We start from the raw sequence: 24,428 nt of genomic DNA, 5'->3' as shown, positions 1-24,428 counted from the left end.
CACAGCACCAACAGCTGGGGCCCTCTGGGTTTCGCCGCGACACGCATACGAGGCCGGCGCGTCGGCGGGCGGCGGCTCACGGCCGCCGCCCGGTCCGCCTCAGCTCTCGTCGGGCGTCAGGCGGGGACATTCCCGAAGTCGGCCGAGAAGCGCGCGAAAGCCCATGTGCGAAGTGCTCCCGTATGCCCAGGCTGCTCCGCCCGTCGCCGTCAACGGACAGGGCGCCGCCGGGCGCGCCGGGACACCCGCACGGCGACCACGGTCACATCGGCCACGAGAACCACGATGCCGATGATCAGCAGATAGCCCAGACCATCGGCCGTCGCGCCGATGATTCCCAGGACGACGGCAACGAGGATGAACAGCAGGAAGTACACCACGCCTCGAACACCTCCCTCGGACCGTGTCGTCGCTCAGCGGCGTGCCAGCTGTCGTTCGCCGTTCGCGCCAGGCTGGTACTTCATGCCGTAGTACTGGAAGATCGCTTCCTCCTGCTCGGCGGGCAGAATGTCGTCCGTGCCGATCGAAGGAGCCTTCCGCACCAGGCTCCTGGTGTAGGAGATCTTCACGTAGCCCGGCCCCAGGAGTGCGTCGTCGAGGGGCGCGAAGACCAGGCGCCGACGAGTCGGCGGCCCCGTCCGTACGGTGACCACGGCCGGTTCGTCGGTGGTGGTGTCCACGTAGACCGCTTCGAGCACGCCGATCTTGTGCCCCTTCGGGTCGACGACGTCATGGGTCCGCCACTCACGGATGTCGGCTGCCTGGATCATGGGCTGTCCCTCCTGAGCGGGACACCGGTCGATGCGGGCCGCCGCGTCGGTGAAAGATCGCGGCCTGTCCGGAACCGGCAGTGTCACAACGACTCCGGCGCAACCACGCCGGAGTCGCCCTTCCGGGCGGCTGCACGTGAGCGTGAGCCAACCCACCCTCAATGCTACTGCGGCTGGTGCGGCTCGCACCCCTGACGGATACCCGAGTGCGGTGGATCAATGCCCCGCTCACCTGCACAGTAGCGGGGCGCTCACGTACGTGATCCCGTGCCGGGCGCAGAGATCGCGGATCCGTGGCGCGAGCTCGGCGTAGCGGCTGCTGGGCAGGTCGGCGGGCCAGGCCGGAGTGGATCGCCGGGCCGCCCATCCAGTCCCATTGGCAGTGCAGGATGCTGTGGCCCAGCTCCACGTTCTCCAGGATCTTGGCGGTGGTGAGCATCGCCGTGCCCGCGATCCAGGCGAGCGGACCAGTCGGCCCGCGGTACAGGTGTACCGCGGGTGGACGCTCAACCAGGGCAACCGTGCCGCCGGCCCGGCCGGTTCGGCCCGGAGGAGGAACTCGTCCGGGCCGGGTGCGCTGTGCAGGAGTACGACGTCGGGGGCGGGCCCGGGAAAGCGGCGGTCCGCGAGGGTGCGCAGCATCCCCGCCACCGGCGTGATGCCTGCGCCGACCGGCGCAGGCGACTATCGAGGCCGGTGGGTGCGGTCATTGTGGCCGAGGCCGTCAGGTTGCTCCACCGTGCGCGCCCCGAGGGGAAGTACCAGTAACCGTAGGGGTGTTGGTCCAGGAAGCCGGTGGACCTGGCCTGCCTCCTGCCAACCCCACGCCTCCAGGGCGGCACGGACCGAACGGTCGGACTCGACCACCAAGGTGACACCGAGCGAAGCCTGGTGGTCGGCGAGCAACCGCTCCTGGAGTCGACGGACGAGCCCGCGGGAGCGGGCCTGTTGGTGCGGATGGACGATGGTTTCGAGGATCGCGAAGACATGCCCGGACGCGGTCAGTTGCTCCAGGTTCTGCGGCATCGGCCCGTCGAACCCCTGCCACCAGGAGCCGTCGCGCGGCACCGGGATTCCGAAGACACAGCCGGTCAGGGACCGTGCCTCGGCGACCAGCAGGTCGAATCCCGGCAGCTGTACGTCGTGTTCCAGGCGGCGCAGAAACCCCTGCCGGCCCTCGAACTCCTCGCCGGGCGGAGCGGCGGAGGACTCCACGTACAGATCCGCCAGGTCCTCCCGCAGGTGCTCTGCCTGCCAGCGGTTCAGCCGGCGCAGCCGCACCGTGTCCATGGCGGACGGCGCCGAGCCTTCGGGTTCGTGTGGTTGCCGCGGAGTGCGCATGGGGCGCCTCGGTTCAGGAGACCGGCAGATGTGCGGGAGTGCCATCGTGGCCGATGAGCGGTGCGGCGCCGGGGTCCGGGACGTCTGTTCACCAGCATAGCCCGGGACTGACGCCCCGCCGGGGCCACCGACTTGGACCCGCGTCGACGCGAGACGAGCGCACCTACGTCAGGCCCTGTTCCGCTCCTCCTGTATCTGCTCTACGCTGCGGGAAGGGAAGACGGGACTGCGACCGCATCAGGTACCAGCAAGTCTCCCCACCCAGGCTCCCAGCCCCCGAGTCGGAAACAGGGCCCGGCCGGAGCCGCATCGCCGAAGAGCGCGGTTCCAGCCTCCGTCCTCCCGGCATTTTCCAGACGGGGTGTTCCCACCAGTCCCGCCGCCGCGGAGGACAGCGCGCGAGGACACGGTGGAGGGGGGCCTCCCATCCTCGCGCCACGGACGGCCGCCGCCGCAGGGGCGGCGGCGGCCGTCCGGAGATGCGAACCCGGCGCAGGGCGGCGGTCGGCGGCGCGCCGGCTGTGGCGCGGAGTGGGTCAGGACCCCAGGCCGGGGAGGGGTTCGGTGTCGTCGATGAAGGCGCGGGCCAGTTCGGACAGGCGGCGGTTGTGGGCGCGGGCGTATCCGCGCAGGGTGGTGAAGGCCTGTTCCATGTCGATGCCCTGACGTTCGGCGAGTTTTCCCTTGGCCTGTTCGATCAGTACGCGGCTGTTCAGCGCGGTCTGCAGCTGTTCGTTGAGGGCGGTGCTGCGTTGGGTGGTGCGTTGCTGCAGGAGGCTGATGGTGGCGACGTCGGCGAGGGCCTGGGCGATGGGTGTGGCGGCGGGGTCGAAGGGGCCGGGGGTGATGCGGAAGAGGTTGAGGGCGCCGACGACCTCGTCCCGCAGACGCATCGGCAGCGCCTGGACCGCCCCGAAGCCGCTGCGTCGGGCCGTCACCGCGAAGCGCGGCCAGCGAGCGGTCTCGGTCCTGAGGTCGGAGACCGCCACGGGTGTGCCGGTGCGGAAGCATTCCAGGCAGGGGCCTTCGTCGTTTTGGAGCTGGAAGAGTTCCAGCAGGCGTACCCGTTCGTCGGAGGCGGCCATCACGCGCAGTTCGCCGTCCCGGTCGGCGAGCAGCACGCCTACGGCGCTTACGTCGAGCAGCCCCACGCAGCGGTCGGTGAGCAGGCGCAGGAAGTCGATCAGGTCGAAGTCGGCGACCAGGTTGTCGGCCAGCTCGACGAAGGTCTTGGCCAGGAGCTGCTGATTCATCGTTGGCACCCTCGATTGAGACTAGTCCCGCCGGGAGGGGGCGGGAAGTACAGCCAGTTCGTCGGACGGCGCCGGTCAGTCATGTTTCCTCGTCGGTCGGTTCGGGTTCCGGCTCCGGGGAGAAGCGGAGTCGGTGGGCCACCACGTCGGCGGCCACGTCGGCGAGCCGGCGTCCCTGCCCGTAGGCGTGGGCCCGCAGCCGTACGAAGGCCTCGTCGATGCCGATGCCGAGCTGGACGGTGAGGATGCCGGTGGCCTGGTCGATCTCCGCCCGGTATCCGCCCAGGTCCTCGACGTTCCGGTCGGGCGACCGCCCGCCGGCCGGCGCGTCCGTCTCGTCGATCCGCGCATCGAGCAGGAGCAGGGTGGCGAGATCCGCGAACGCCAGCGCGTCGGCCAGTTCCTCCGCGTCCAGCACCGTCGGCACCCCGGCGTACAGGTCCAGAACTCCCGGGATGATCGCACCTGTCTGCAGCGGGAACGCGAACACCGCGCGTGCTCCCGCTTCCAGCGCCGCATCGGCGAACAGGGTCCAGCGGTCCTGCAGGTCACCGGTGAGCAGATCGGGCGTCAGAACGGGCGAGCCCTGCAGGAAGGCGTCCACACAGGGCCCCTCGCCCAGCATGAGCTGCAGCACCTCCAGTTGCTCGCTGATGTCGTCGGTGCTGCACAGCGGATGGCTCCCCGCAACCCTGGACATCGCCGACACACCGGCTCCACCGACCGGAAGCGCGGCCACGGCCGCGGTGCACACATCCACCACGCCCACCCGGCCACCACGTCGGGCCGCCTGCCCCGCGACCAGCACCTGAATCCGCGCCGACCGGCTGTCGGGCCTCAGCCGGACCACCGAGTCCACACACCGCGAGCGAGTCCCCCCACCCTGGCCGTGGTGGAGTGATCGGTCAGCAACCGTTCGTGCAACCGGCGGGCCACAGACCGGTCCTGCGGGTGGGGCCGGTCCAGGATCTCGGTGATCGCGAAGACGCCGCCGAACCCGGCGAGTTGCCGATCGGCCAGTTCCTCACCGAGGCGCTCCGCCGACCAGCGGTTCACCCGACGCAACCGCACCGTGCCCCCGGCAGACGACTGACCGCCACGGGATTCGTGCTGCCGCCCCCACCCAGGCCGGGCCATCACCGCACATCGCCCGAGACGACAGGCACAAGCGGAACGGACAGGTGCGGCCGGTGGGCCGGGGCTTGAGCGGTCGCGGCCGGGGCGTCCGCGAGAGAAGGCGGCACCTGCCCGAATGGAAGACCGAGGAAAAGGAACCCGCAGCCGGCGAGGCCGACGATCATGGCAACCATCGGTGGCGGGTGGTGCAGTCGCAGGGTCCCGCCGGCCAAGGTGGTCTGCTGCGCGGCGTGCAGAAAGGCATTGAGGCCGCTGCAGTCGCAGAAGGTGACCGGGGTGAGATCGGTCGATCTCGCCGGCCAGGGTGATCAGTGCCCGTTTCCTGCGGTCATGGCGGTACACGGTGAGTTGTGGGAGGGACATGACGCCTCGGTTCTGAGAACCATCCGGCAGCGGACGCGGTGACGCCGGGATATCCGGCCTCCCAGGCGCGCCCCCGGTCGTGGCGTACGTTCGGCGGAGGCGGAGCGAAGGCCGCTCCGCCAGCCTGTGCGACAGGACAGGACAGCCTGTGCGACAGGACAGCGGACCCACCCAGTTCCGTCCAGGGATGCGCCGGGTGGCGGACGACAAGTCCACTTCCCACGCGCGCCATCTGTGTCGAGCAACGACAAGCCGCCGGGGTCTGGGACGTCTGTTCATCAGCATAGACCTCGGTGCGGTCCGGTGGGCCCGGTAACCGCCTGTTCCCAAGGGCTGGGCCCGTGGGCGCGATGTGATGCCGTACGGGCATGTCCGACTTGAGCCGCCCGGTTCAGTCCCGGTAGCCGCCGCCCTCGACCACGTCGTTCGCGAACAGTTGGGCCTTCGCCAGCGCCTCGTCGACCGACTGCCGGCCGGCGATGGCCGCCGAGATCTCCTTGGCCACCCGGCTGCCGAGGCCCGCGTACTCCGGGATGCCGACGTACGAAGTTCCCGTCCACGGCTGCTCGTGCAGGCCGGGCCGAGTGAGGTTCACCGTGTTGAGTGCGTTCAGCGTCGGCTGGAGAAACGCCCTGGCAGCCTTCCGGTACGCCGGAAGCCTGTATGTGGACAGCCGGCTGCCGGGTGGCACTCCGACCCAGCCGAGCCGTTCGCCGTAGAGCTTCAGATACCGCTTCGACGTGGCCCACGAGGCAAAATCCCACGCGGCCTTCGGGTGCTTGGACGTGACGGGGATCGCCAGCGCCCAGGTCCAGAGCCAGCCCGAACCGTCCGTGCGCATCACCGGCGCCGGAGCGTAGCCGAGCTTGCCGACGACCTTGCTGTGCCCGGGTTCCTCGAGCCGGCCGGCAAAGGAGGTGCTGTCGTACAACATGGCCGCCTTGCCCTGCCGCATCGTCGCCTGGCACCGGGCGGGCCCGGCTTCGGAGGCCCGGGGCTCGCCGGAGCTGCGGACCAGGTCCACATAGAACTGCACCGCCCGCTTGGTCTCGGGGGAGGTGAGCCGGGGGTTCCAGTGCTCGTCGAACCAACGGCCCCCGAAGGCAAGGATCACCGTGTTGAGGGGCAGCAGGTCCAGCCAGACGGGACCCCCACGCAGGCAGATTCCGGCGATGCCGTGCCGGGGGTCGTCGAGCTCGGCCGCCAGTTCGGCGACCTGCTGCCACGTGGGGCGTTCCGGCATGGTCAACCCGGCCTCGGCGAAAAGGTCCTTGCGATACATCAGGAAGGACGACTCCCCGTAATACGGCACCGCGTACAGGCCGTTGCGGTACGACAGCGCCGTACGCACCACGGGAATGAAATCCTGTACGTCGTAATCGCCCCGGCTCGCCAGGGAATCGAGCCGGGTGAGCCAACCTCGCGAGGCCCAGATCGGCGCCGCCCACGGGCCGATGGAGACGACATCGTAACGGCCCTCCTCATCGGCGATGTCCGTGGACAGCCGATTCCGCAGCACACTCTCGGGGAGGAACTCGAACTTCACACGGGTATGAGGATGGGTACGCCGAAAGTCATCGACGAGCTTCTCCATATCCCGTGTGAAGTCGACGGACACCACTGTGATCGTCGTGTCCTGCTGCTTCCCTGCGCAGGCGGCAGCGCAGAGCGCGAACGAGACGAGCAGGGCTCCCAGCACACGGCCCCGGGAGAACAGGCTTCCGCCGTTCACTGCGGGAGCTGTTCCGAGTTCGCGAACGAAACGTAGTCAGCCACATTCAGGAGGCAGCCCGGCACGCGTTCCGCACTCGACACTCCGAAGTACGTGGTGATCTGCTCTTTCCCTTCGGGAGGAACTCCCATTCCCTGCGTCAGCGCGACCTGCCAATGCGTCAGTCCGATCGCGTTGCTGTCCTGGAGGGGGTGATCGAGCGCGATGATCAAAGTGATGAACAGGCCGATGAAGAGCGACAGCAGACCGGTCAACGCCACATGGTCGATCGTTCCCACTCCGACAAGCGCCCAGGTGGCCCCGATGGTCACGAACGCGCCGCCGAAGAGGACGAGATACAGCACAGGCAGCAGCCCGAGACTCACCTCCCCCTGCCGTTCGCGGCGAAGGTTGTTGTAGTCGTTGAAGGCTTCGAGTGTGACGGACTGGGCGTTCGACTCCTGCTCGTTCCGAGGCTCATAGAACATCAGCGATTCGAATACGGCGTCCAACCGCCCCTGATCCTCAGCGATTTCACCCCGCCGCTGCTTCGGCCAGACCTCATGGATCACATTCTCGGCGTAGTTCCGCACCTGCGACTGAAGCCTGCATCTACGACTGTTGGGAAACGCCTGACCCGCGCGATACACGGTGGTGAGTTGCGAGGCCTCCTCATTGACGAGCTTCTTCACCTCCACATAGTGCTCGTACGCCCCCACGGCAACCAGCCCGACCAGCAAGGCGTAGAAGGCCCCCACGACTTCGACCAGAAACTTGACGCGGTCGTTGTGCTCGGGATCCTCCCCGAACCATCGGCGAAGACGGGACCGCGCGAGCAGCCCGCTCAGCCCGAAAGCAAGGAATCCCCCGACCAGAAGCAGAGCCTGGGACCAGAATGCCAAATGCGAGAACCAACCAGGCATACGCCGAACTCGCCCCCCTGATCACGGTGGCGCACATCCCCAGCACGATGATCCATACACGCCCGCCGCCCCCACAAGAGCGCGCGAAACCGGCACGACGCAGTCCCCACCCCACGGCACACCCCGCTCCCGCCTGCGCACGCCACCCAGCGCGTCCCGGTACGAAGAACGCCCCGAGGAATCGCAGCGGGGTGTGAGATTCCGCCACACCGCCTGCGCAGGACGGATCACGCGTGCCATGGTGGGTACTACATCAACTCCTGTCCCCCCACCAGCACTTCCGGGAGTCCCCATGCTGCGCGGCATCGACGTGAGCGCCTACCAGTCCTCCTCCTACGACACGGACGGCCTCTCCTTCGTCTTCATCAAGGCGACGGAAGGCCGCTCATACGTCAACCCGAAGCTCGCCGCCCAGACCAAGACCGGCCGCGACGCCGGTCTGATCCTCGGCTTCTACCACTTCCTCTGGCCCGGCAACCTCACGGCCCAGGCGGAGTACTTCGTGAGCCACGCCCCGGAGAAGGGCAGCGACATCCTCGCCGTCGACTGGGAGACCACCGGCGACGGCACGCACGCGAGCAACGCGGAGAAGGACACCTTCATCCGCAAGGTGAAGCAGTTGCGGCCGAACCACCGCGTGATCCTCTACTGCAACCGCAACTTCTGGCTCAACGTCGACACGACGTCGTACGCGGGCGAGGGCCTCTGGATCGCCGACTACGTCTCCGCCGGTGAGCCCCGCATCCAGGCGAAGTGGCGCTTCCACCAGTACACCTCCGACCCGATCGACAAGAACGTCGCCGACTTCGCGAGCAAGGCGGCGCTGCGCGAATGGGCACTGGACGCCTGAACGGCCCGGCCGGGTTCGAGGTGGGGCCGGGCAGCTCGGAGAGAACGTCACCACGCGGGGGTGAGGGGTCGGGCGTCAGGCGCGGAATGCTGCCGGGCGTTCCGGTGATGCCTCCGCCAGTGCCTTCGTCACGCCTTCGACGCCCGCCCGCAGGCCGTAGACCGGGGAGTCGGGCTGCTGGCGCCAGGAGTCGTCGATGCCGCCGGCGTCGACCGTGTCGAAGCCGAGGTCGTCGATCAGGGCGCGGATCTTCCGCTTGGCCGCCTCGTCGTCGCCCGCGACGGGGAGGGCCAGGCGGTCGGGGTCGCCGGCCGGGCGCGGGCGGTCGAGGATGTCCTGGGCGTAGGTGCCGTTGAAGGCCTTGATCACGGGGTGGCCGATGTTCCGTTCCGTCCAGCGGCTCTCGGTGAGGCCCTCGTCCTCGATCGCCGCGATCCTGCCGTCACGCGTGGGGTAGTAGTTGTTGGTGTCGATGACGGCGAGCCCGTCCGCGGCCTCGTCCAGGAGCCCGGCCGGCAGGGCTGACACCGCTCGCGTGGGGACCGTGATCACGACGATCTCCGCATCCCGGGCCGCTTCCTGCACCGTGACGGGCGTGGCTCCCGTCTCCTCCGCCAGTTCGGTGAGCGTCTGCGGTCCGCGGGAGTTGGCGACGGAGACGTCGTGACCCAGGGCGGTGAGCCGCCGGGTGAGGTTGCCGCCGATGTTGCCGGCGCCGATGATCCCGATCTTCATGACAGGCCCCTCTGGGGTGGTTGGTCCTGACAGTTCGTGTGACAGGGATCAATAACCTCGGGGACGAGCCGGCTATTCCGCCGACTACGACAGACGGGGCGCCCCTCCGCTGCCGGAAGGGCGCCCCGTCACACCTGGTTCACTTGCTCAGGTAGGACCAGAACTCGTCGAACGACAGGACCTTGTCGCCGTTGAGGTCGCGGCTGCCGATGATGGCCTCGGCGACCGCCTCGGTGACGTTCCAGTCGCCCTGCTGGGCCAGGGCGGTCTTGAACTCGGCCGCGGTGATGAAGCCGTCACCGTCCGTATCGATCCGCTCAAAGTGCTTGCGTGCTTCGTCGATGTCCGCCACCGATCCGCCCCTTCGTCATGCATGTTCCGTGTGTGCCGAGGTCAGGCTATCGGGCGATTCGTTGACGCAGTGCGGCGACCACCCAGGCGAACTCCTCGCGATGCGCGGGCAACGGCCCCGTCCCCCGCACGAGACCGGTCAGCTCCCGGATCAGGGTCATCTCCTCCGCGGTCGAGCCTCTTCGCGCCACGGTCGACGGCACCGCACGGGTCACCCGCATCCGTGGCCGCGACCGCCGCGACATCCTGCTCGCCGCTGACGACCGTGCGTACGTCGTCCATGCCGAGGCCCAGTTCGCGCAGGGTGCGGATCAGCTCCAGGCGGGCGACGGACCCGTGCGGTGCCGTCTTCGCTCATGTCGGCGAGTCTGGGCCTTCCAGTGGGTGGAGACTCAAGGGGCCCGCGCTCAGTGCCAGGCCCCGTAGTGCGGGTTGCTCTGGCAGTCGCTCATGATCTCGACCTTGGTCGTCTTGTTCACCGGGCAGGCGCCGATGACGTACTTGCGGTCGATGCCGCCCGGGAAGGCCACCTCGACCTGTTCCGCCCACTTGTGGGTGTCGCCGATGGTCTTGTTGACGTCGATGCCGCCGGGGGCGTCGATGTAGTAGTTCCAGCCGGACTTCCACCAGGTCTTGTACAGGTCGTGGTCGTAGGACGTCGACACGTACGGCGAGGGCTGGTTGACCAGGACGTACTTCTCGATGTCGTACTGGCCGCCCACGACGTCCTTGGGCCGGAAGCCCTCCTCGAAGACGACGGAGGGTCCGCGGCCGTCGGCGCGGTACAGCGTGCCGCAGGTCTTGCGCCAGACCGGGTCGGGCGTGATGCGGGAGATGTCGACGCGACGGTCGGCGGCTGCCCTGATCGGGTCGTAGACCTGGGGACAGGCGGGCGCCTTCACGGCGGGCTTCACAGCGGGCGTCGTGGACGGGACCGTGGCGGCCGCCGTGGAGAGGACGGCCGCGAGGGACAGGACGGCGGCAACGGCCCGCCGCCGCAAACGAGTTGTGATCATGTGGGGCACGATCCCGTGTCTGCGGCGGCGGGCTGTGGATCTTCACTCGTACGGCGGCGTGTCCGTTCCCGTGCCTTTACGTCTCAAATGCCGTCGCCTCACCGGAAGATGCCCGTGTGCCCCAGCGAGTAGCGCCCCGGCTGCGGATAGACGGCGAGACCGTGCGGGCCGGACCCGACCGGGATGCGGGCGAGCTGGGTGCCGGTGCGGGTGTCGATGGCGTACACCTCGGCGTCGTACCGCCCGGACAGCCACAGGACCTTGCCGTCGGCCGAGACACCGCCCATGTCGGGGCTGCCGCCGTCGGGGAGGTGCCACTTCTTGGTGAGCTTGTTCTGGACGAAGTCGAAGACGGAGACGGAGCCCTCGCCGCGGTTGGAGACGTACATCTCGCGGGAGTCCCGGCTGACGTACAGCCCGTGGCAGCCCTTGCCGGTGGGCAGGAGGGTGGGCTCGGTGAACCTGTCGCCGTCCAGCACCCACATGCCGTCGGCCATCATGTCGGCGATGTAGAACGTCTTGCCGTCCGGGGAGATCTTCACGTCCTGCGGCATGGCGCCCTCGAAGGGGAGCTTCTGCTGTGCGACGACCTCCATCTTCTCCGTGTCGACCTTCAGCAGCTCACCGCTGAACTCGCAGGAGACGATGAAGTACTTGCCGTCGGCGGAGAAGTCGGCGTGGTTGACGCCGTAGCAGGTGACCGGTTCGGTCTTGACCGTCTCCATGGTGTGCGGGTCGCGGAAGACGAGTTCGCGGTCGAGGGAGGCCATGACGACGGCGTACCTGCCGTTGGGCGTGAAGTAGAGGTTGTACGGGTCGTGGACCTCGACCTCCTTGCCCGCCTTGCCGGTCTTCGGGTCGATGGGCGTGAGGGTGTGACCGCGGTTGTTGTTGACCCAGAGGGTCTTCATGTCCCAGGACGGGACGACGTGCTGAGGCTGGCGGCCGACGGGGATCGTCTCGATGATCTCGTACGTCTTCGGGTCGATGACCGAGACGGTGTCGGACTCGGTGTTGGGGACGTAGACCCGGGACGGGAAGTCCTTGACCACGGGCGAGAGTTGGTTCGGTCTGTCGGCGGCGTAAACGTCCTTCGGGTCGAGGACGGGCGGCATGCCGGGCAGGCCCTGGACGGTCTTCTTCGGTGGCGCGGGTACGGCCGCCTTGGTGTTCAGGGCCTGCGGCGCCCGGTCCTTGGACTCGGTGCCGCAGGCGGCGAGCGCGGCGAGGGCCATGCCCGCGATGAGGGTGCGTTGGACGAGGTTCCGGTGCATCAGCTCAGCAGCTCCGTGGTGGTGACCGCGCGCAGTCCGCGGCGGTCGAGTGCTTCCAGTACGGCGGGGAGCGCGGCGACCGTGTCCGTGTAGCCGAAGTGCAGGCTCACGATCGATCCGCCCTGGATTCCGCCCATGACGTTTCCGGTGACGGCGTCGGGGCCGGGCGAGGTGAAGTCGAGGGAGTCCACGTCGTAGGAGAGGACGTGGGGGTAGCCCGCGGTGCGGGCCAACCGTTCGACGAGCGGGGAGGCGCGCGTGGCACGGGACGGGCGGAACCAGGTGCCGATCGATCCGGTGAGCCGCTTCAGCCGCTCGGCGCAGTCGGTGATCTCGGCGCGGGCCTCGGCCTCGGACATCGCGTTGACATCCAGGTGCCGTTGGGTGTGGTTGCCGAGGTCGTGGCCGCCGTCGAGGACTCGGCGGGCGAGTTCCGGGTGTTCGTCGAGCCAGCTGCCGACGGCGAGCACGGTGACATGGGCGCCGTGCCGTTCGGCCGTGTCGAGCAGGGAACGGGCGGTCGCCGGGTCGCCGGCGCCGTGGAAGGTGAGGGCGACATGAGGGTGGCCGCGGGGGCCGTGGGTGATCTGGGCGGGGTGCCGGGGGAAGCGGCGGGGGCCGGGGGCGGGTGGCTTGGCGGACGGGCGGGGAGGGCGGGTGTGTGGGGTTGCGGCGCCGGTTGCGGCACACCCTGCGGCGAGCGCGCCCGCGGCAACGAGGCCGGCTCCGGCACGTAGCGCCGCCCGTCGGTCGGTGGTGGTCACCGCACCATTTAAGGGGTGTTATGTCCGAAAACTCGCGATTGCCCCGATTGGCGGTGTAGTCACGGCGCCTTTACCTGTCGGCGACCCGCATCTCGAACCATGTGGTCTTCCCGCGCGGCAGCAGATCCACGCCCCACCGGTCGGACAGCTTGTCGACGAGGAACAGCCCCCGCCCGCTCACATCCATCTCCTGGACCGGCATGAGACAGGGCAGCCCCCGGGAGGGGTCCCGGACCTCGACCCGGATCCAGCCCCGGCGGCGGCGCAGCCGCAGTCCGAAGACGCGGGCGCCGGTGTGCCGTACGGCGTTGCCGACGAGTTCCGAAACGAGTAAGACCGCGTCCTCCGTCATCTTCGGGGTGAGCCCCCACTGACGCAGCACGACGACCTGGGTGAGCCGGCGCGCCGTGGCCGCGGACTCGGGGCGGGACGGCAGCGGCACCTCCGCCTCCGTCGGGTTGCCGAACAACTCCAGCGCCTTGAGAGCGTGTTCGTCCTCCACCGCAGGCGACCACCGCGCCGCGGTCGCACGGCCGTCTCCCCGCGGCTGTTCGATACCCTCCAGCCCCGCCATGCCCCCATCATGGCCGCCCTCAGCGCCCTCCGGGGCCGTCTCTGCGGAATGCGCCCCCCGGAATCCTTCATTCCATACAGGCTGATCGGCATATGCCATAGGCAGTTCGGAGCCGGTTACAGCCCCACTGGCCTGCGGCGAAGGCTCGGTTTGGGGCAATCGACAGACTCCCTCGACGAGACAGGCTTAAGGGTGCCTTAAGGCTCCCATAAACCGCCCCATCGAGGGACCCGGATCAGACATCGCGTCAATTGCAAGGCCTTCAGCGGAGTTTGAGAGGGAGATCTCAGAAGGTCTCAGAAGATCACAGCGGTTCTCAGAGGAACTTCGCCTTCCCCGGACCCTCCTCTACGAAGCTGCGCATGCCGCGCTCGCGGTCCTCCGTGGCGAACAGGCCCGCGAACCAGTTCCGTTCGACGGCGAGGCCGGTCTCGATGTCCGTCTCCAGTCCCGTGTCGATGGACTCCTTCGCCGCGCGCAGGGCGATCGCCGGACCCTGAGCCAGCTTCGCCGCCCACGCGTGCGCCGTCTCGTACACCTCGGCGGCCGGGACCACCCGGTCCACCAGGCCCAGCGCCAGCGCCTCGTCGGCCTTGACCTGGCGGCCGGTGAAGATCAGGTCCTTCGCCTTGGACGGACCGACCAGCCGGGCCAGCCGCTGGGTGCCGCCGGCGCCCGGGATCAGACCGAGCAGGATCTCCGGCTGGCCCAGCTTGGCGTTCTCACCGGCGATGCGGTAGTCCGCGCAGAGCGCCAACTCGCAGCCGCCGCCCAGTGCGTAGCCGGTGACGGCGGCGACGACCGGCTTGGGGATACGGGCCACGGCGGTGAAGGAGTCCTGGAGGGCACGGGCGCGCAGGATCATCGCGGCGTGGTCCATGGCCTGCATTTCCTTGATGTCCGCGCCGGCCGCGAACACCTTCTCGCCGCCGTAGATCACCACGGCCCGTACGTCTTCCCTGCGGGTGGCTTCCTCGGCCAGGTCCTTGAGGCGGTCCTGGGTTTCGATGTCCAGGGCGTTCATGGGTGGGCGGTCGAGACGGAGCGTGCCGATGCCTTCGGCGACTTCGAGATTCACGGTCATGCCCCGCAGGTTAACGGTGACTAATGCCGTCGCCACAGTGCAGGTACGTCGTGGCTGGTCGCGCAGTTCCCCGCGCCCCTGAAGGGGCGCGGTATCCCTGTCCCCTACGAAATCCAGTCCTCCCACGACATGTTCCAGCCGTTGAGCCCGTTGTCCGGGTCCACGACCCGGTCGTTGGAGTTCTTGACGACGACCACGTCGCCGACCATCGAGTTGTTGAAGAACCAGGCGGCCGGGACGCCGCTGTCGTAGCCGCCCCGGACGTCGCGCAGACCGATGCAGCCGTGGCTGGCGTTGTAGTTGCCGAAGGCGCCGCCGCCCCAGTAGTTGCCGTGGATGAAGGTGCCGGAGGTGGTGAGGCGCTGGGCGTGCGGGACGTCCTTGATGTCGTACTCGCCGCCGTAGCCGACCGTCTCGCCGTTCATCCGGGTCACCGCGAGCTGCTCGGTGATGACCATCTGGCCGTTCCAGGTGTCGTAGCCGGGCTTGCCGGTGGTGACGGGGATGGTCTTGACGACCTTGCCGTCCCGCATGACCTGCATGGTGTGCTTCTTGGCGTCGACGACCGAGACCTGGTTGCGGCCGATGGTGAAGGAGACGGTCTTGGCCTGCTTGCCGTAGACGCCGTCGCGACCCTCGACGCCGTCGAGGTCGAGTTCGACGGTGACCTTGGTGCCGGTCTTCCAGTACTTCTCGGGGCGGAAGTCGATCCGGTCGTTGCCGAACCAGTGGCCCTCGACGTCGACGGCGGGCTCGGTCTTGATCTTGATGGCCTTCTCGACGTCCTTGGGGGCGGTGATGCCCCGGGTGAAGCGGATCGAGAACGGCATTCCCACGCCGACCTTGGAGCCGTCCTCGGGAGTGAACTCACCGATGAACGTGTTCTGCGGCGTCAGGGTGGTGAAGCTGGAGTCCTCGGCGGCCTTGCGCCCCTCGGCGTCCTCGGCGACCGCGTGGACCGTGTACCTGGTGGACGCGGCGAGGTGGGTGGACGGCGTCCAGCCGGCCCCACCGCCGGTGATCTCCCCGGCTATCTCCTCACCCTTGGCGTCCTTGACCTGGACCTCGGTCAGCTTGCCCTTCGCGGCGCCGACCTTGAGAGCGCCGTTGGTGTCGACGGACTTGGCGCCGTCCTTCGGGGCTATCGTCACGACCGCCTGCGACTGCTTGCTCTCGGCCTGGGTGGAGTCCTCACCCTTGCCGGGTCCGGACTCCGAGTCCGAGCCACCCCCGCCGCACGCGGTGACCGCCAGCAGCAGCCCGCACACCAGTGCCGCCACCTTCCTGCGTCGCACCCGCGCGTCAACCGACGCCCCCGATATCGGCCGCACGTTCAAGTCTTCTCCCCTCGCCGGGTCCGCCCTGCGGACCCTTGCCGGGCCTGGTCGGGCCCGTTCCCCGGCGCGTCCCGCGCGCTCGGCGCATATTAACCACAAGGCCAGGGGCGTCGACGCCTCATGATTGTCACTGTTCCGTACCGACTTCAACAGAATGTCGGTCAACCCGCCCCCCACTTCCATTACTTCACCGCACTGCCCGCCTTCCACGCCTTCCAACCCATATTCCATCCTCCGAGGCCGTTGTCGGGAGCGACCTTTTTGTCATTGCTGCGGACGACCTCCACGACGTCCCCGATCAGGCTGCGGTCGAAGAACCAGCCCGCCGGGGTGTCCGAGCTGCCGCCCTTCGCGTCGCGCAGGCCCACACAGCCATGGCTGACGTTGGTCCGGCCGAAGACGGTGTCCGGCGCCCAGTAGTTGCCGTGCAGGAAGGTGCCGGAGTCGGTGAGGCGCATGGCGTGCGGGACGTCCTTGATGTCGTACTCGCTCTTGCCGTTGGACTTCCTGAAGCCGACGGTGGCGCCGTTCATCCGGGTCAGCTCCAGCATCTCCGTGACGACCATCTTGCCGTTGTACGTCGTGTTCTTGGGGGCGCCGGCGGTGACGGGCACGGTGGTGAGCAGTTCGCCGTCCCGCCGTACCTCCATGGTGTGCTCGCGGGCGTCGACCAGGGAGACCTGGCTGCGGCCGACGGTGAAGGACAGCGTCTTGTACTGGAGTCCGTAGACGCCGGGCGCTCCTTCGACGTCGCGCCAGCGCAGGGCGACGGTGACCTGGGTGCCCGGTTTCCAGTAGTGCTCGGGGCGGAAGTCGAGGCGGCCCCCGCCGAACCAGTGCGGGCGGATCTCGACGGCCGGCTTCGAGGTGATGTGGACGGCGCGTTCGACGGCGGCGCGGTTGACGATCTCCCGGTTGAACTCCAGGGAGACGATCATTCCGGTGCCGACGACGGAGCGGTTCTCCGGGGCGACGTACCCGATGAACCGCTCCTCGGGGACGTACGTGGTGAAGGTCGTGTGCCGCGCCGAGCGCCGTCCCCTGGCGTCCAGGGCCACCGCGTCGATCGTGTACCTGGCGGCCAGCGCGAGCCGCTCGTCGTCGGGCTCCCAGCGCAGGCCGTCCTCGGAGATGTGCCCGGGGACAGGGGTCTCCTGGGCGTCCTGGTCCTTGACGACCTGCACCGATTCCAGGCGCCCGCTGGGCAGCCGTACCCGGAGCTTCGTGTCGGGTGCCACGCCCTTGCTGCCGTCGTCCGGCCAGACGCGGATCACGTCCTCGGGGGCCCGGGCCTTGCCGAACACCTCGTCGACACCGGATCCGTCCGAGCCGTCCGAGGTGCATCCGGCGGCCCCGGCCAGCAGTCCTGCCCATGTCAGTACGGCGGCCAAGGCGGCCTTCGCGCGCCGTGCGCGCCCATGTACGTGCCTCACAACGACCCCAACGACCGGGCCTGCTCCTGGGAAACGTGAGTGCGACCCAAGCTCTGGGCAGAAGAGTGGGGAGGACGACGACACGGGGAGCCGAAGCCGGGACGCTGCACGCTCTTCACTGCGGGTCGTTCCACGAGCCGTGGGAGGCTGTCACGTGTCCAGCGCAGCCGAGCAGGAGGCGGTGGCCGAGGGGCGCGCTGCCGAACAGGAAGCCGTGACCGAGGAGCGCGCCGTGGTGAACGGCGCGCGGCGTTCGGTGCCGCCGGGTGCACCGGTGTGGCCGGGTGCGCCGATGCCGCTGGGGGCCCGCTTCCGGGTCGGTCCGGACGGGGTGGCGGGCACCAACTTCGCGCTCTGGGCGGGCGGGGCCGAGGCGGTCGAGCTGTGTCTGTTCGGACCGGAGGGCAAGGAGACGCGGGTCCGGCTGACCGAGCTGACGCATGAGATCTGGCACGGCTTCGTGCCCGGCGTGATGCCCGGCCAGCGGTACGGCTATCGCGTGCAGGGCCGCTGGGATCCATGGACCGGCGGCCGCTGGAACCCCGCCAAGCTGCTCCTCGACCCGTACGCCCGCGCGGTGGACGGCGACTTCAGCCTGCCGCCCGAGGTGTACGGCCATGTCCGCGACTGGCCCCAGCAGCAGGTCGCGGACACCGTACGCGACGACCGGGACTCGGCGCCGTACGTCCCGAAGGGCGTGGTCGTCCAGGACGACGACGACTGGGCGGACGACCGCCGCCCGAAGACGCCCTGGGCGGACTCGGTCATCTACGAACTGCACGTACGGGGATTCACCAAGCTGCACCCCGGGATACCCGAGGAACTGCGCGGCACCTACGCCGGTCTGGCGCACCCGGCTGCCCTCGACCATCTGGTGCGGCTCGGCGTCACGGCGGTCGAGCTGCTGCCCGTGCACCAGTACGCGCACGAGGACCATCTGCTGCGGCGCGGTCTGAAGAACTACTGGGGCTACAACTCCATCGGCTACTTCGCCCCGCACGCGGCCTACGCGGCGACGGGCACGGCGGGTCAGCAGGTCGGCGAGTTCAAGCGCATGGTGCGGGCGCTGCACTCGGCCGGGATCGAGGTCATCCTCGACGTGGTCTACAACCACACGGCGGAGGCGGGCGAATTGGGCCCGATGCTGTCGTTGAAGGGCATCGACAACCGGGGCTACTACCGCTTGCAGTCGGACGCGCGCAGATACGCCGACTACACCGGCTGCGGCAACACCCTGCACGTCGTCCAGCCGCACGTACTGCGCCTGATCACGGACTCCCTGCGCTACTGGGTGACCGAGATGGGCGTGGACGGCTTCCGCTTCGACCTGGCGGCCGCGCTGGCCCGGTCCATGCACGACGTCGACATGCTCTCCCCCTTCCTGGCCGTCATCGCCCAGGACCCGGTGCTGCGCCGGGTGAAGCTGATCGCCGAGCCCTGGGACGTCGGCTCGGGCGGCTATCAGGTGGGGTCCTTTCCGCCGCTGTGGACGGAGTGGAACGACCGGTACCGCAATGCCGTACGGGACTTCTGGCGGGGGGCGCTGCCGGACGTACGGGACCTGGGGTACCGGCTGTCGGGGTCGAGCGACCTGTACGCGTGGGGCGGGCGGCGCCCGTACGCCTCGGTCAACTTCATCACCGCGCACGACGGTTTCACCCTGCGCGACCTGGTGTCGTACGAGCGCAAGCACAACGAGGCCAACGGCGAGGGCAACCGCGACGGCACGAACGACAACCGCGCGTGGAACTGCGGGGCCGAGGGCGAGACGGACGAGGAGCGGGTACGGGCGCTCAGGCGGCGTCAGTTGCGGAACCTGCTGACGACGCTGCTGCTGTCCACGGGCGTGCCGATGCTGGTCGCGGGCGACGAGCTGGGGCGGACTCAGCGGGGCAACAACAACGCCTACTGCCAGGACAACGAGATCAGCTGGCTGGACTGGGGACTGCTTCAGGACCCGGCGTGGCGAGCGCTGTTCGACCTCACCGCCCGCCTGATCGAGCTACGCCACCGGCATCCCGTCCTCCGCCGCCGTGCCTTCTTCTCCGGCCGGGCCCACTCGGCCGACGGACTGCGTGACCTGGCCTGGTTCACCGCACGGGGCACGGAGATGACGGAACGCGACTGGTACGCACCCGCCGCCACGCTCGGCATGTACCTCTCCGGACGGGACATCCCCGGCCGTGACGAGCGCGGGGCCCCCATCCTCGACGACAGCTTCCTGGCCGTGCTCCACGCCGGCGACCGACCGGTGAACTTCACCCTGCCGGGCCCGCCGTGGGCGGAACGGTACGAGGTCGTCGTCGACACCTCCCGGGAGGACCAGGACGAGGCACCGGGCGTGGAGCATCGGGCGGGGGCGGCGATCACGGTGGGGGCGCGGGCGGTGCTGCTGCTGAGGGTGGTCGGCTGAGGCAACGTTTCAGGAGCGTGAAATCCGCGCCGGATCGCTGGCCAGGGCGCTGGGGCCGCTGATCGACTGGGGCGCATGCCTGAGATATCCCGTCGTGCCTTCGGTGGTCTCGTCGGCGGTGGTGCTGTGACCGCCGTCGCCGGAACGGCCGGTGCAGCCGAGGCCGCTCCCGCCGAACGCCCGTTCAAGGCCCGCTCCGCCGGCTCCGGTGAACGGCCCAACATCCTGGTGATCCTCGGCGACGACCTCGGCTGGGCCGATCTGTCGTCGTACGGGGCGCCGCACATCAAGACGCCGAACCTGGACCGGTTGGCCCGGCAGGGGGTGCGGTTCACCGACGCCTACTCGGGATCGGCGACCTGCTCGCCGACCAGATTCAGTCTGTACACCGGGCGCTACCCGGGCCGTACGCCGGGCGGACTCGCCGAGCCCATCGCGAACAAGACGCAGGGGCTCGACCCGAACCACCCCACGCTCGCCTCACTGCTGAAGAACGCCGGTTACGCCACCGCGCTCATCGGCAAGTGGCACTGCGGCTGGCTGCCCGACTACAGCCCCACCAAGTCCGGCTGGGACGAGTTCTTCGGCAACCACGGGGGCGTGCTGGAGTACTTCTCCAAGCTGGGCCAGCTCGGCGACTACGACCTCTACGAGGGCGACGCGACCTACAAGGACCTGCGCTACTACACGGAGGTCCTGACCGAGCGGGCCGTGGAGTACGTCGGCCGGGACCACGACAGGCCATGGCTGCTGAACCTCAACTTCACCACCCCGCACTGGCCGTGGCTCGCGGAGGACGACGCCGAGACCGGTGCCGAGATCGAGGCGAAGATCCGGGCCGCGAAGACACAGGCCGAGGTCAGCAGGGCGCTCAACCACTACGACGGCGGCTCGGTCGAGAAGTACGCGCAGATGGTGGAGAGCCTGGACTCGGCCGTCGGCGAGGTGCTCAAAGCCCTGCGCCGCTCCGGGCAGGAGGAGAACACGCTGGTGCTGTTCGCCAGCGACAACGGCGGTGAGCGCTACTCCTACAACTGGCCGCTGAGCGGCGAGAAGTTCGTGCTGCTGGAGGGCGGCATCCGGGTGCCGGCGATCCTGCGCTGGCCGGCCCGGATCGACGGCAACCAGGTCAGTCACGAGCCGAACTTCTCCCCCGACTGGACGGCGACCCTGCTGGAGCTGGGCGGCGCCCGGCCCGACCCGGCGTACCCGCTGGACGGCACGAGCCTCGCCGGGTACCTGCTGCGGGGCGAGGAGCTGCCGGAGCGGGAGCTGTTCTGGCGGGTGCGGGCCAACCGGGCGCTCAGGCGCGGGGACTGGAAGTACTACCAGGACGACACCAAGGCCGACCACCTCTACAACCTGGCCGCCGACTCCCGTGAACAGGCCGATCTCGCACCGGACAGGCCCGAGTTGCTGGCCGAGCTCAAGGCCGCCTGGGAGAGGATCGCGGACGGTCTGCTGCCGTACCCCGCCTCCTGATCAGCCCAGGATTCCCCGTTCGTACGCCGTCGCCACCGCCGCCGCCCGGTCCTTGACGCCCAACTTGGCGTACAGGTGGGTGAGATGGGTCTTGACCGTGGCCTCGCTGATGAAGAGGACGCGGGCGATCTCACGGTTGGACGTGCCCTTGGCGACCAGCGTCAGGACCTCGCGCTCGCGGGCGGAGAGGGGTTCGTTGCCGGGGGCCCGGACGGCGGAGACCAGGCGGGAGGCGACCGCCGGGGAGAGGACCGTACGGCCCTCGGCGGCCGCACGGACCGCGGTGAAGAGTTCGTCGCGCGGGGCGTCCTTCAGCAGGTAGCCGGTCGCGCCCGCCTCGATCGCGGGGAGGGTGTCGGAGTCGGTGTCGTACGTGGTGAGGACGAGCACCTTCGCACGGGCGGAGCGGCGCGTCAGCTCCCGGATGGCGTCGACACCCGCGCCGCCCGGCATCCGCAGGTCCATCAGGATCACGTCCGGGTCCAGGGCGGCGGCCTTCTCGACCGCCTCGACACCGCCCGACGCCTCGCCGAGGACGGTGAATCCGGGCGCGGACTCGAACATGCCGCGCAGACCGTCCCGTACGACGGGATGGTCGTCGACGATCAGGAGGGTGATCTCGGCGGCTGCGGTCGCGTCATCGCTCATGGCGTACCAAAGGTACGCGAGCCGACAGGGCGGTGCCGTGGCCCGGTTCCGACTCGACCGTGAGCGTGCCGGCGATGCGTTCCGCCCGCGCGCGCATGCCGTCGAGGCCGAAGCCGCCGGTGTGGGTGCGTTCCCGGAGCGCGAGCGGGTCGAAGCCGCGGCCGTCGTCGCGGATGTCGAGGACCACCTCGTCGCCCATGAAGCTCAGGGTGACGCCGAGACGGGTGGCGTGCGCGTGGCGGGACGCGTTGGACAGGGCCTCCTGGGCGATCCTCAGCAGCGTCGCCGAGACCTCGTCGTGGAGTTGTTCCACGGTGCCGGTGACGGTGAACTCGGCGCGGATTCCCGTCCGCTCACCCCATTCGGCGACCGTGCTCTTCAGGGCCCCCGGCAGGCCGTCGTTCTCCAGGGCCACGGGGGCGAGGTTGTGCACGGAGCGGCGGGCCTCGCCGAGGCTGTGGCGGGCCAGGTCCGAGGCGCGTTCGAGGTGGGTGCGGGCGGTGCCCAGGTCCTGGGCGCTCGCGACGACCTGGAGCTGGGCGATGATGCCGGTCAGGCCCTGGGCGAGGGTGTCGTGGATCTCGGCGGCGAGCCGGCGCCGCTCGTCGGCGACCCCGGCCTCCCGTGCCTGGACGAGGAGCTGGGCGTGGAGGGCGGCGTTCTCGTCGAGGGCCTGCTGCAACGCGGTGTTGGTGCGTTCGAGCTCGGCGATGGTCTCGGCCCGGGCACGGGAGCGTTCCTCCTGCTGCGACGTGAGATGGCCGACCACGGTGAGGATCACGTTGTTGACCACCAGGAGCCCGGCGAACACGGCCCACTGCACCGGCTCCTTGAACGGCAGTCCCCCGGCCTGCGCGCCCGACACGGCGATCGAGCAGGCGAACGGGCCGATCCACCGGAGGTACCGCCCGGGCATCAGCTCGTCGGAGTCGAAGTAGCCGGTGACCGCGTAGAACGCGAAGAACGGATTCAGCCAGGTGAGCGCGAAGCCGATCGCCCAGCGCACGGTGTAGTACACCGTGCCGGTGTTGGACGGACCCGGACGGCTGCGGCTCGCCCGGCCCCACCACACCTGGAGTGCGAAACCCGCGGCGACCAGCACCACGACCGCGTTGCGTTCCGCCGTGCTCGGCATCAGTTCGGCGGTGGCGAACGACAGCAGCGCGGCGACCGCGAGCAGCCCGTACGGCCCCTTGCTGCGGATCAGCGCCCAGCGCCGCTCGATGTCCGTGTCCACCGCGGTCATGCCTCCAGTCTGCACGGCCGGCCACCTACTCCCAGCGGAACCAGCGCGTCGCCGCCACCGACAGCACCACCGTCCACGCCGCCATGACGCCCAGGTGGGACCAGCCGGGCCAGTCGCCCACCATGGCCTCGCCCAGTGCCTGGGCGGCGGCGCCGAACGGTGTGAACCCGACGATGTCGGCCATGACGTCGGGCATGGCCTGCACCGGCAGCCACACGCCCGCGCAGAACAGCATCGGGAAGAACACCACCGTCCCGACGGCGCCCGCGATCTTCACCGTCCGGGACACCGCCGCGATCACCGCCCCCAGGGCGAGCGAGACGAGGACGGCGAGGACGAGCGCGAGCAGGTAGCCGAACGGCTGCTCGGGCAGTCGTACGTCATAGGCGAACCGGCCGACGGCCAGCGCGAGCAGCGCCGTGAGCACCGCGGCCAGGGCGTGCACCAGCATCTGCGCCGACAGCAGCGCCGACGGCTTGACCGGCGTGGTGGACATCCGACGCAGGATGCCGTGCTCCCGGTAGCCGGTGATGCCGGTCGGCATCGACTGGACACCGGCCACGATCATGCCGGCCAGCACGGCCACGGGAACGTACGTGTCGACGACGCGCAGGCCGCCGAGGTCGTCCTGGGTCTCGCGGAACGCCGGGACGGCGCCCAGGATGGCCACCAGCAGGGGCGGGAAGAGCACGATCCAGAAGAGGCTGCCGGGCTCGCGGGCGAGCAGCCGGGCCTCGGTGCGCAGTACGGCGGTGTTCATGGCGTGGTCTCCGTCGCGGTCTTCGTGGTGGTCTTCGTGGTGGTCGTCGTGGTCTTCGTGAGGTCCAGGAACGCGTCGTCCAGCGTGGCGTCGCTGACGCGCAGTTGGTGGGCGGTGATGCGGTGGCGGGCGAGCAGCGAGATCACGGCGTTCACCGTCTCGTCGCTGCCGGCGAGGGTGATCCGGTCGTCCTTGTGCTCGACGGAGGCGAGCGCGGGCAGGGCGCTCAGCTCCCGTTCGTCCAGTGGCGCGGACGGCGTGAAGGTGATCACCGTGGCGCCCGCGGAGCGGCGGATCAGCCCGGCCGGGGTGTCCAGGGCGGCGACCCGCCCCTTGTCGATCACGGCGATCCGGTCGCAGAGCCGCTGCGCCTCCTCCATGAAGTGGGTGACGAGCAGGACGGTGACCCCGCTGTCCCGCACCTCCTCGATGAGCTGCCAGGTGTCCCGGCGGGCGCGCGGATCTAGGCCGGTGGTCAGCTCGTCGAGGACGACGATCCGGGGGTTGCCGATCAGGGCGAGCGCGATGAACAGGCGCTGTTTCTGGCCGCCGGAGAGCTTGCCGAACCGTGTGGTGAGCTTGGCGGTCAGCCCGAGGCGCTCGGCGAGGGGCCGCCAGTCGGCGGGCTCGTCGTAGAACGCGGCGTACAGCTCCAGCGCCTCGCGCACGGTGAGCTTGGCCTGGAGTTCGCTCTCCTGGAGCTGGGCGCCGAGGACGCGGGTGACCCGGTCGTGGTCGGCGACCGGATCCAGCCCGGCGACCCGGACCCGGCCCGCGTCGGGGACCCGCAGGCCCTCGACGCACTCGACGGTGGTGGTCTTGCCGGCGCCGTTCGGGCCGAGGATCCCGAAGATCTCGCCCTCCTCGACGGTGAAGGAGACACCGTCGACGACGGGTCGGCCGCCGTAGGACTTGCGCAGTCCGCTGACTTCGATGACGGGTGTGGATGGCATGTCTCGAGGG

General features: G+C 69.5%; 25 protein-coding genes and 1 pseudogene. 3 read left to right on the top strand and 23 right to left on the bottom strand.

Annotation, left to right across the window (positions count from 1 at the left end):
• Positions 1-209 precede the first annotated feature (209 nt).
• The 9 genes from ACIHFB_RS30145 to ACIHFB_RS30105 form a co-directional block, all read right to left on the bottom strand.
• Positions 210-380, bottom strand: a complete 171-nt coding sequence (locus ACIHFB_RS30145) for a hypothetical protein (RefSeq protein WP_365286920.1) — start codon at positions 378-380, stop codon at positions 210-212.
• Between the two features lie 33 nt (positions 381-413).
• Positions 414-770, bottom strand: a complete 357-nt coding sequence (locus tag ACIHFB_RS30140; protein ID WP_365286918.1) for a PRC-barrel domain-containing protein — start codon at positions 768-770, stop codon at positions 414-416.
• Between the two features lie 684 nt (positions 771-1,454).
• Positions 1,455-2,111 (bottom strand): hypothetical protein, encoded by a 657-nt coding sequence (locus tag ACIHFB_RS30135; protein WP_365286916.1) that lies wholly within the window; start codon positions 2,109-2,111, stop codon positions 1,455-1,457.
• A 536-nt stretch (positions 2,112-2,647) separates the two neighbouring features.
• Positions 2,648-3,364 carry an ANTAR domain-containing protein gene (locus ACIHFB_RS30130; RefSeq protein ID WP_400127924.1) on the bottom strand — a complete coding sequence of 239 codons (717 nt, stop codon included), beginning with the start codon at positions 3,362-3,364 and terminating at the stop codon, positions 2,648-2,650.
• Positions 3,365-3,443: 79 nt separating this feature from the next.
• The gene (locus ACIHFB_RS30125; RefSeq protein WP_400128628.1) at positions 3,444-4,223 is read right to left on the bottom strand and encodes a GAF and ANTAR domain-containing protein; all 780 of its coding nucleotides are present in this window, start codon (positions 4,221-4,223) and stop codon (positions 3,444-3,446) included.
• On the bottom strand, positions 4,202-4,420 hold the full coding sequence (locus ACIHFB_RS30120) for a hypothetical protein (RefSeq protein ID WP_365283524.1): 219 nt from the start codon (positions 4,418-4,420) through the stop codon (positions 4,202-4,204). The genes ACIHFB_RS30125 and ACIHFB_RS30120 overlap by 22 nt, the downstream gene beginning before the upstream one ends.
• Positions 4,421-4,500: 80 nt before the next feature.
• The gene (locus ACIHFB_RS30115; RefSeq protein WP_400128722.1) at positions 4,501-4,737 is read right to left on the bottom strand and encodes a hypothetical protein; all 237 of its coding nucleotides are present in this window, start codon (positions 4,735-4,737) and stop codon (positions 4,501-4,503) included.
• 518 nt (positions 4,738-5,255) lie between these two features.
• A complete protein-coding gene (locus tag ACIHFB_RS30110) occupies positions 5,256-6,596 on the bottom strand; it encodes an ABC transporter substrate-binding protein (protein ID WP_400128627.1) in 1,341 nt (446 codons plus the stop codon).
• Positions 6,593-7,498 (bottom strand): DUF4239 domain-containing protein, encoded by a 906-nt coding sequence (locus tag ACIHFB_RS30105; protein WP_365283528.1) that lies wholly within the window; start codon positions 7,496-7,498, stop codon positions 6,593-6,595. The genes ACIHFB_RS30110 and ACIHFB_RS30105 overlap by 4 nt, the downstream gene beginning before the upstream one ends.
• 292 nt (positions 7,499-7,790) lie before the next feature.
• Here ACIHFB_RS30105 and ACIHFB_RS30100 point away from each other — a divergent pair, with 292 nt between their 5' ends.
• Positions 7,791-8,348 (top strand): glycoside hydrolase family 25 protein, encoded by a 558-nt coding sequence (locus tag ACIHFB_RS30100; protein WP_365283530.1) that lies wholly within the window; start codon positions 7,791-7,793, stop codon positions 8,346-8,348.
• A gap of 75 nt (positions 8,349-8,423) precedes the next feature.
• Here the strand turns inward: ACIHFB_RS30100 and ACIHFB_RS30095 are convergent, their stop codons facing one another.
• The 10 genes and pseudogenes from ACIHFB_RS30095 to ACIHFB_RS30050 all read right to left on the bottom strand — a co-directional run bounded on the left by ACIHFB_RS30095 (position 8,424) and on the right by ACIHFB_RS30050 (position 16,916).
• Positions 8,424-9,083 (bottom strand): NAD(P)-binding domain-containing protein, encoded by a 660-nt coding sequence (locus tag ACIHFB_RS30095; RefSeq protein WP_365283532.1) that lies wholly within the window; start codon positions 9,081-9,083, stop codon positions 8,424-8,426.
• Positions 9,084-9,222: 139 nt separating this feature from the next.
• A complete protein-coding gene (locus tag ACIHFB_RS30090; protein ID WP_210587966.1) occupies positions 9,223-9,435 on the bottom strand; it encodes an EF-hand domain-containing protein in 213 nt (70 codons plus the stop codon).
• 130 nt (positions 9,436-9,565) lie between these two features.
• Positions 9,566-9,767, bottom strand: a pseudogene (locus ACIHFB_RS30085) (MerR family transcriptional regulator); the annotation flags it as partial.
• A gap of 74 nt (positions 9,768-9,841) precedes the next feature.
• Positions 9,842-10,450 carry an ADP-ribosyltransferase gene (locus ACIHFB_RS30080; protein ID WP_365283535.1) on the bottom strand — a complete coding sequence of 203 codons (609 nt, stop codon included), beginning with the start codon at positions 10,448-10,450 and terminating at the stop codon, positions 9,842-9,844.
• Between the two features lie 98 nt (positions 10,451-10,548).
• The gene (locus ACIHFB_RS30075) at positions 10,549-11,724 is read right to left on the bottom strand and encodes a YncE family protein (protein ID WP_365283537.1); all 1,176 of its coding nucleotides are present in this window, start codon (positions 11,722-11,724) and stop codon (positions 10,549-10,551) included.
• Positions 11,724-12,488, bottom strand: coding sequence for a polysaccharide deacetylase family protein (locus ACIHFB_RS30070; RefSeq protein WP_365283539.1), 765 nt, complete (start codon positions 12,486-12,488; stop codon positions 11,724-11,726). The genes ACIHFB_RS30075 and ACIHFB_RS30070 overlap by 1 nt, the downstream gene beginning before the upstream one ends.
• A gap of 70 nt (positions 12,489-12,558) precedes the next feature.
• A complete protein-coding gene (locus tag ACIHFB_RS30065; RefSeq protein ID WP_365283541.1) occupies positions 12,559-13,062 on the bottom strand; it encodes an ATP-binding protein in 504 nt (167 codons plus the stop codon).
• 316 nt (positions 13,063-13,378) lie between these two features.
• Positions 13,379-14,146 carry an enoyl-CoA hydratase-related protein gene (locus ACIHFB_RS30060; RefSeq protein WP_365283543.1) on the bottom strand — a complete coding sequence of 256 codons (768 nt, stop codon included), beginning with the start codon at positions 14,144-14,146 and terminating at the stop codon, positions 13,379-13,381.
• A gap of 104 nt (positions 14,147-14,250) precedes the next feature.
• Complete coding sequence (locus tag ACIHFB_RS30055) at positions 14,251-15,483, bottom strand: Ig-like domain-containing protein (protein WP_400128626.1); 1,233 nt, start codon at positions 15,481-15,483, stop codon at positions 14,251-14,253.
• Positions 15,484-15,665: 182 nt separating this feature from the next.
• On the bottom strand, positions 15,666-16,916 hold the full coding sequence (locus ACIHFB_RS30050) for an Ig-like domain-containing protein (RefSeq protein ID WP_365283547.1): 1,251 nt from the start codon (positions 16,914-16,916) through the stop codon (positions 15,666-15,668).
• 154 nt (positions 16,917-17,070) lie between these two features.
• Here ACIHFB_RS30050 and glgX point away from each other — a divergent pair, with 154 nt between their 5' ends.
• Entirely contained in the window at positions 17,071-19,329 is a 2,259-nt protein-coding gene (glgX, locus tag ACIHFB_RS30045) for a glycogen debranching protein GlgX (RefSeq protein ID WP_400128625.1), read from the top strand.
• A gap of 75 nt (positions 19,330-19,404) precedes the next feature.
• Positions 19,405-20,811 (top strand): sulfatase-like hydrolase/transferase, encoded by a 1,407-nt coding sequence (locus tag ACIHFB_RS30040; protein WP_365283551.1) that lies wholly within the window; start codon positions 19,405-19,407, stop codon positions 20,809-20,811.
• Here ACIHFB_RS30040 and ACIHFB_RS30035 read toward each other — a convergent pair whose 3' ends face one another.
• Genes ACIHFB_RS30035 through ACIHFB_RS30020 form a run of 4 tightly spaced genes read right to left on the bottom strand, consistent with a single transcriptional unit; the run spans position 20,812 to position 24,418 of the window.
• Positions 20,812-21,459 (bottom strand): response regulator transcription factor, encoded by a 648-nt coding sequence (locus ACIHFB_RS30035; protein WP_365283553.1) that lies wholly within the window; start codon positions 21,457-21,459, stop codon positions 20,812-20,814.
• Positions 21,449-22,705: a sensor histidine kinase gene (locus ACIHFB_RS30030; RefSeq protein ID WP_365283555.1), complete on the bottom strand. Its 1,257-nt coding sequence runs from the start codon at positions 22,703-22,705 to the stop codon at positions 21,449-21,451. The genes ACIHFB_RS30035 and ACIHFB_RS30030 overlap by 11 nt, the downstream gene beginning before the upstream one ends.
• A gap of 25 nt (positions 22,706-22,730) precedes the next feature.
• The gene (locus ACIHFB_RS30025) at positions 22,731-23,465 is read right to left on the bottom strand and encodes an ABC transporter permease (protein ID WP_400128624.1); all 735 of its coding nucleotides are present in this window, start codon (positions 23,463-23,465) and stop codon (positions 22,731-22,733) included.
• A complete protein-coding gene (locus ACIHFB_RS30020) occupies positions 23,462-24,418 on the bottom strand; it encodes an ATP-binding cassette domain-containing protein (RefSeq protein ID WP_400128623.1) in 957 nt (318 codons plus the stop codon). Before ACIHFB_RS30020 ends, ACIHFB_RS30025 begins: the two co-directional genes overlap by 4 nt.
• Positions 24,419-24,428 lie beyond the last annotated feature (10 nt).

Source organism: Streptomyces sp. NPDC051963, assembly GCF_044593495.1.
GTDB lineage: Bacteria > Actinomycetota > Actinomycetes > Streptomycetales > Streptomycetaceae > Streptomyces.
The sequence above is the reverse complement of the archived record's forward strand: the minus strand, read 5'-3'. Positions and strand labels throughout refer to the sequence as shown.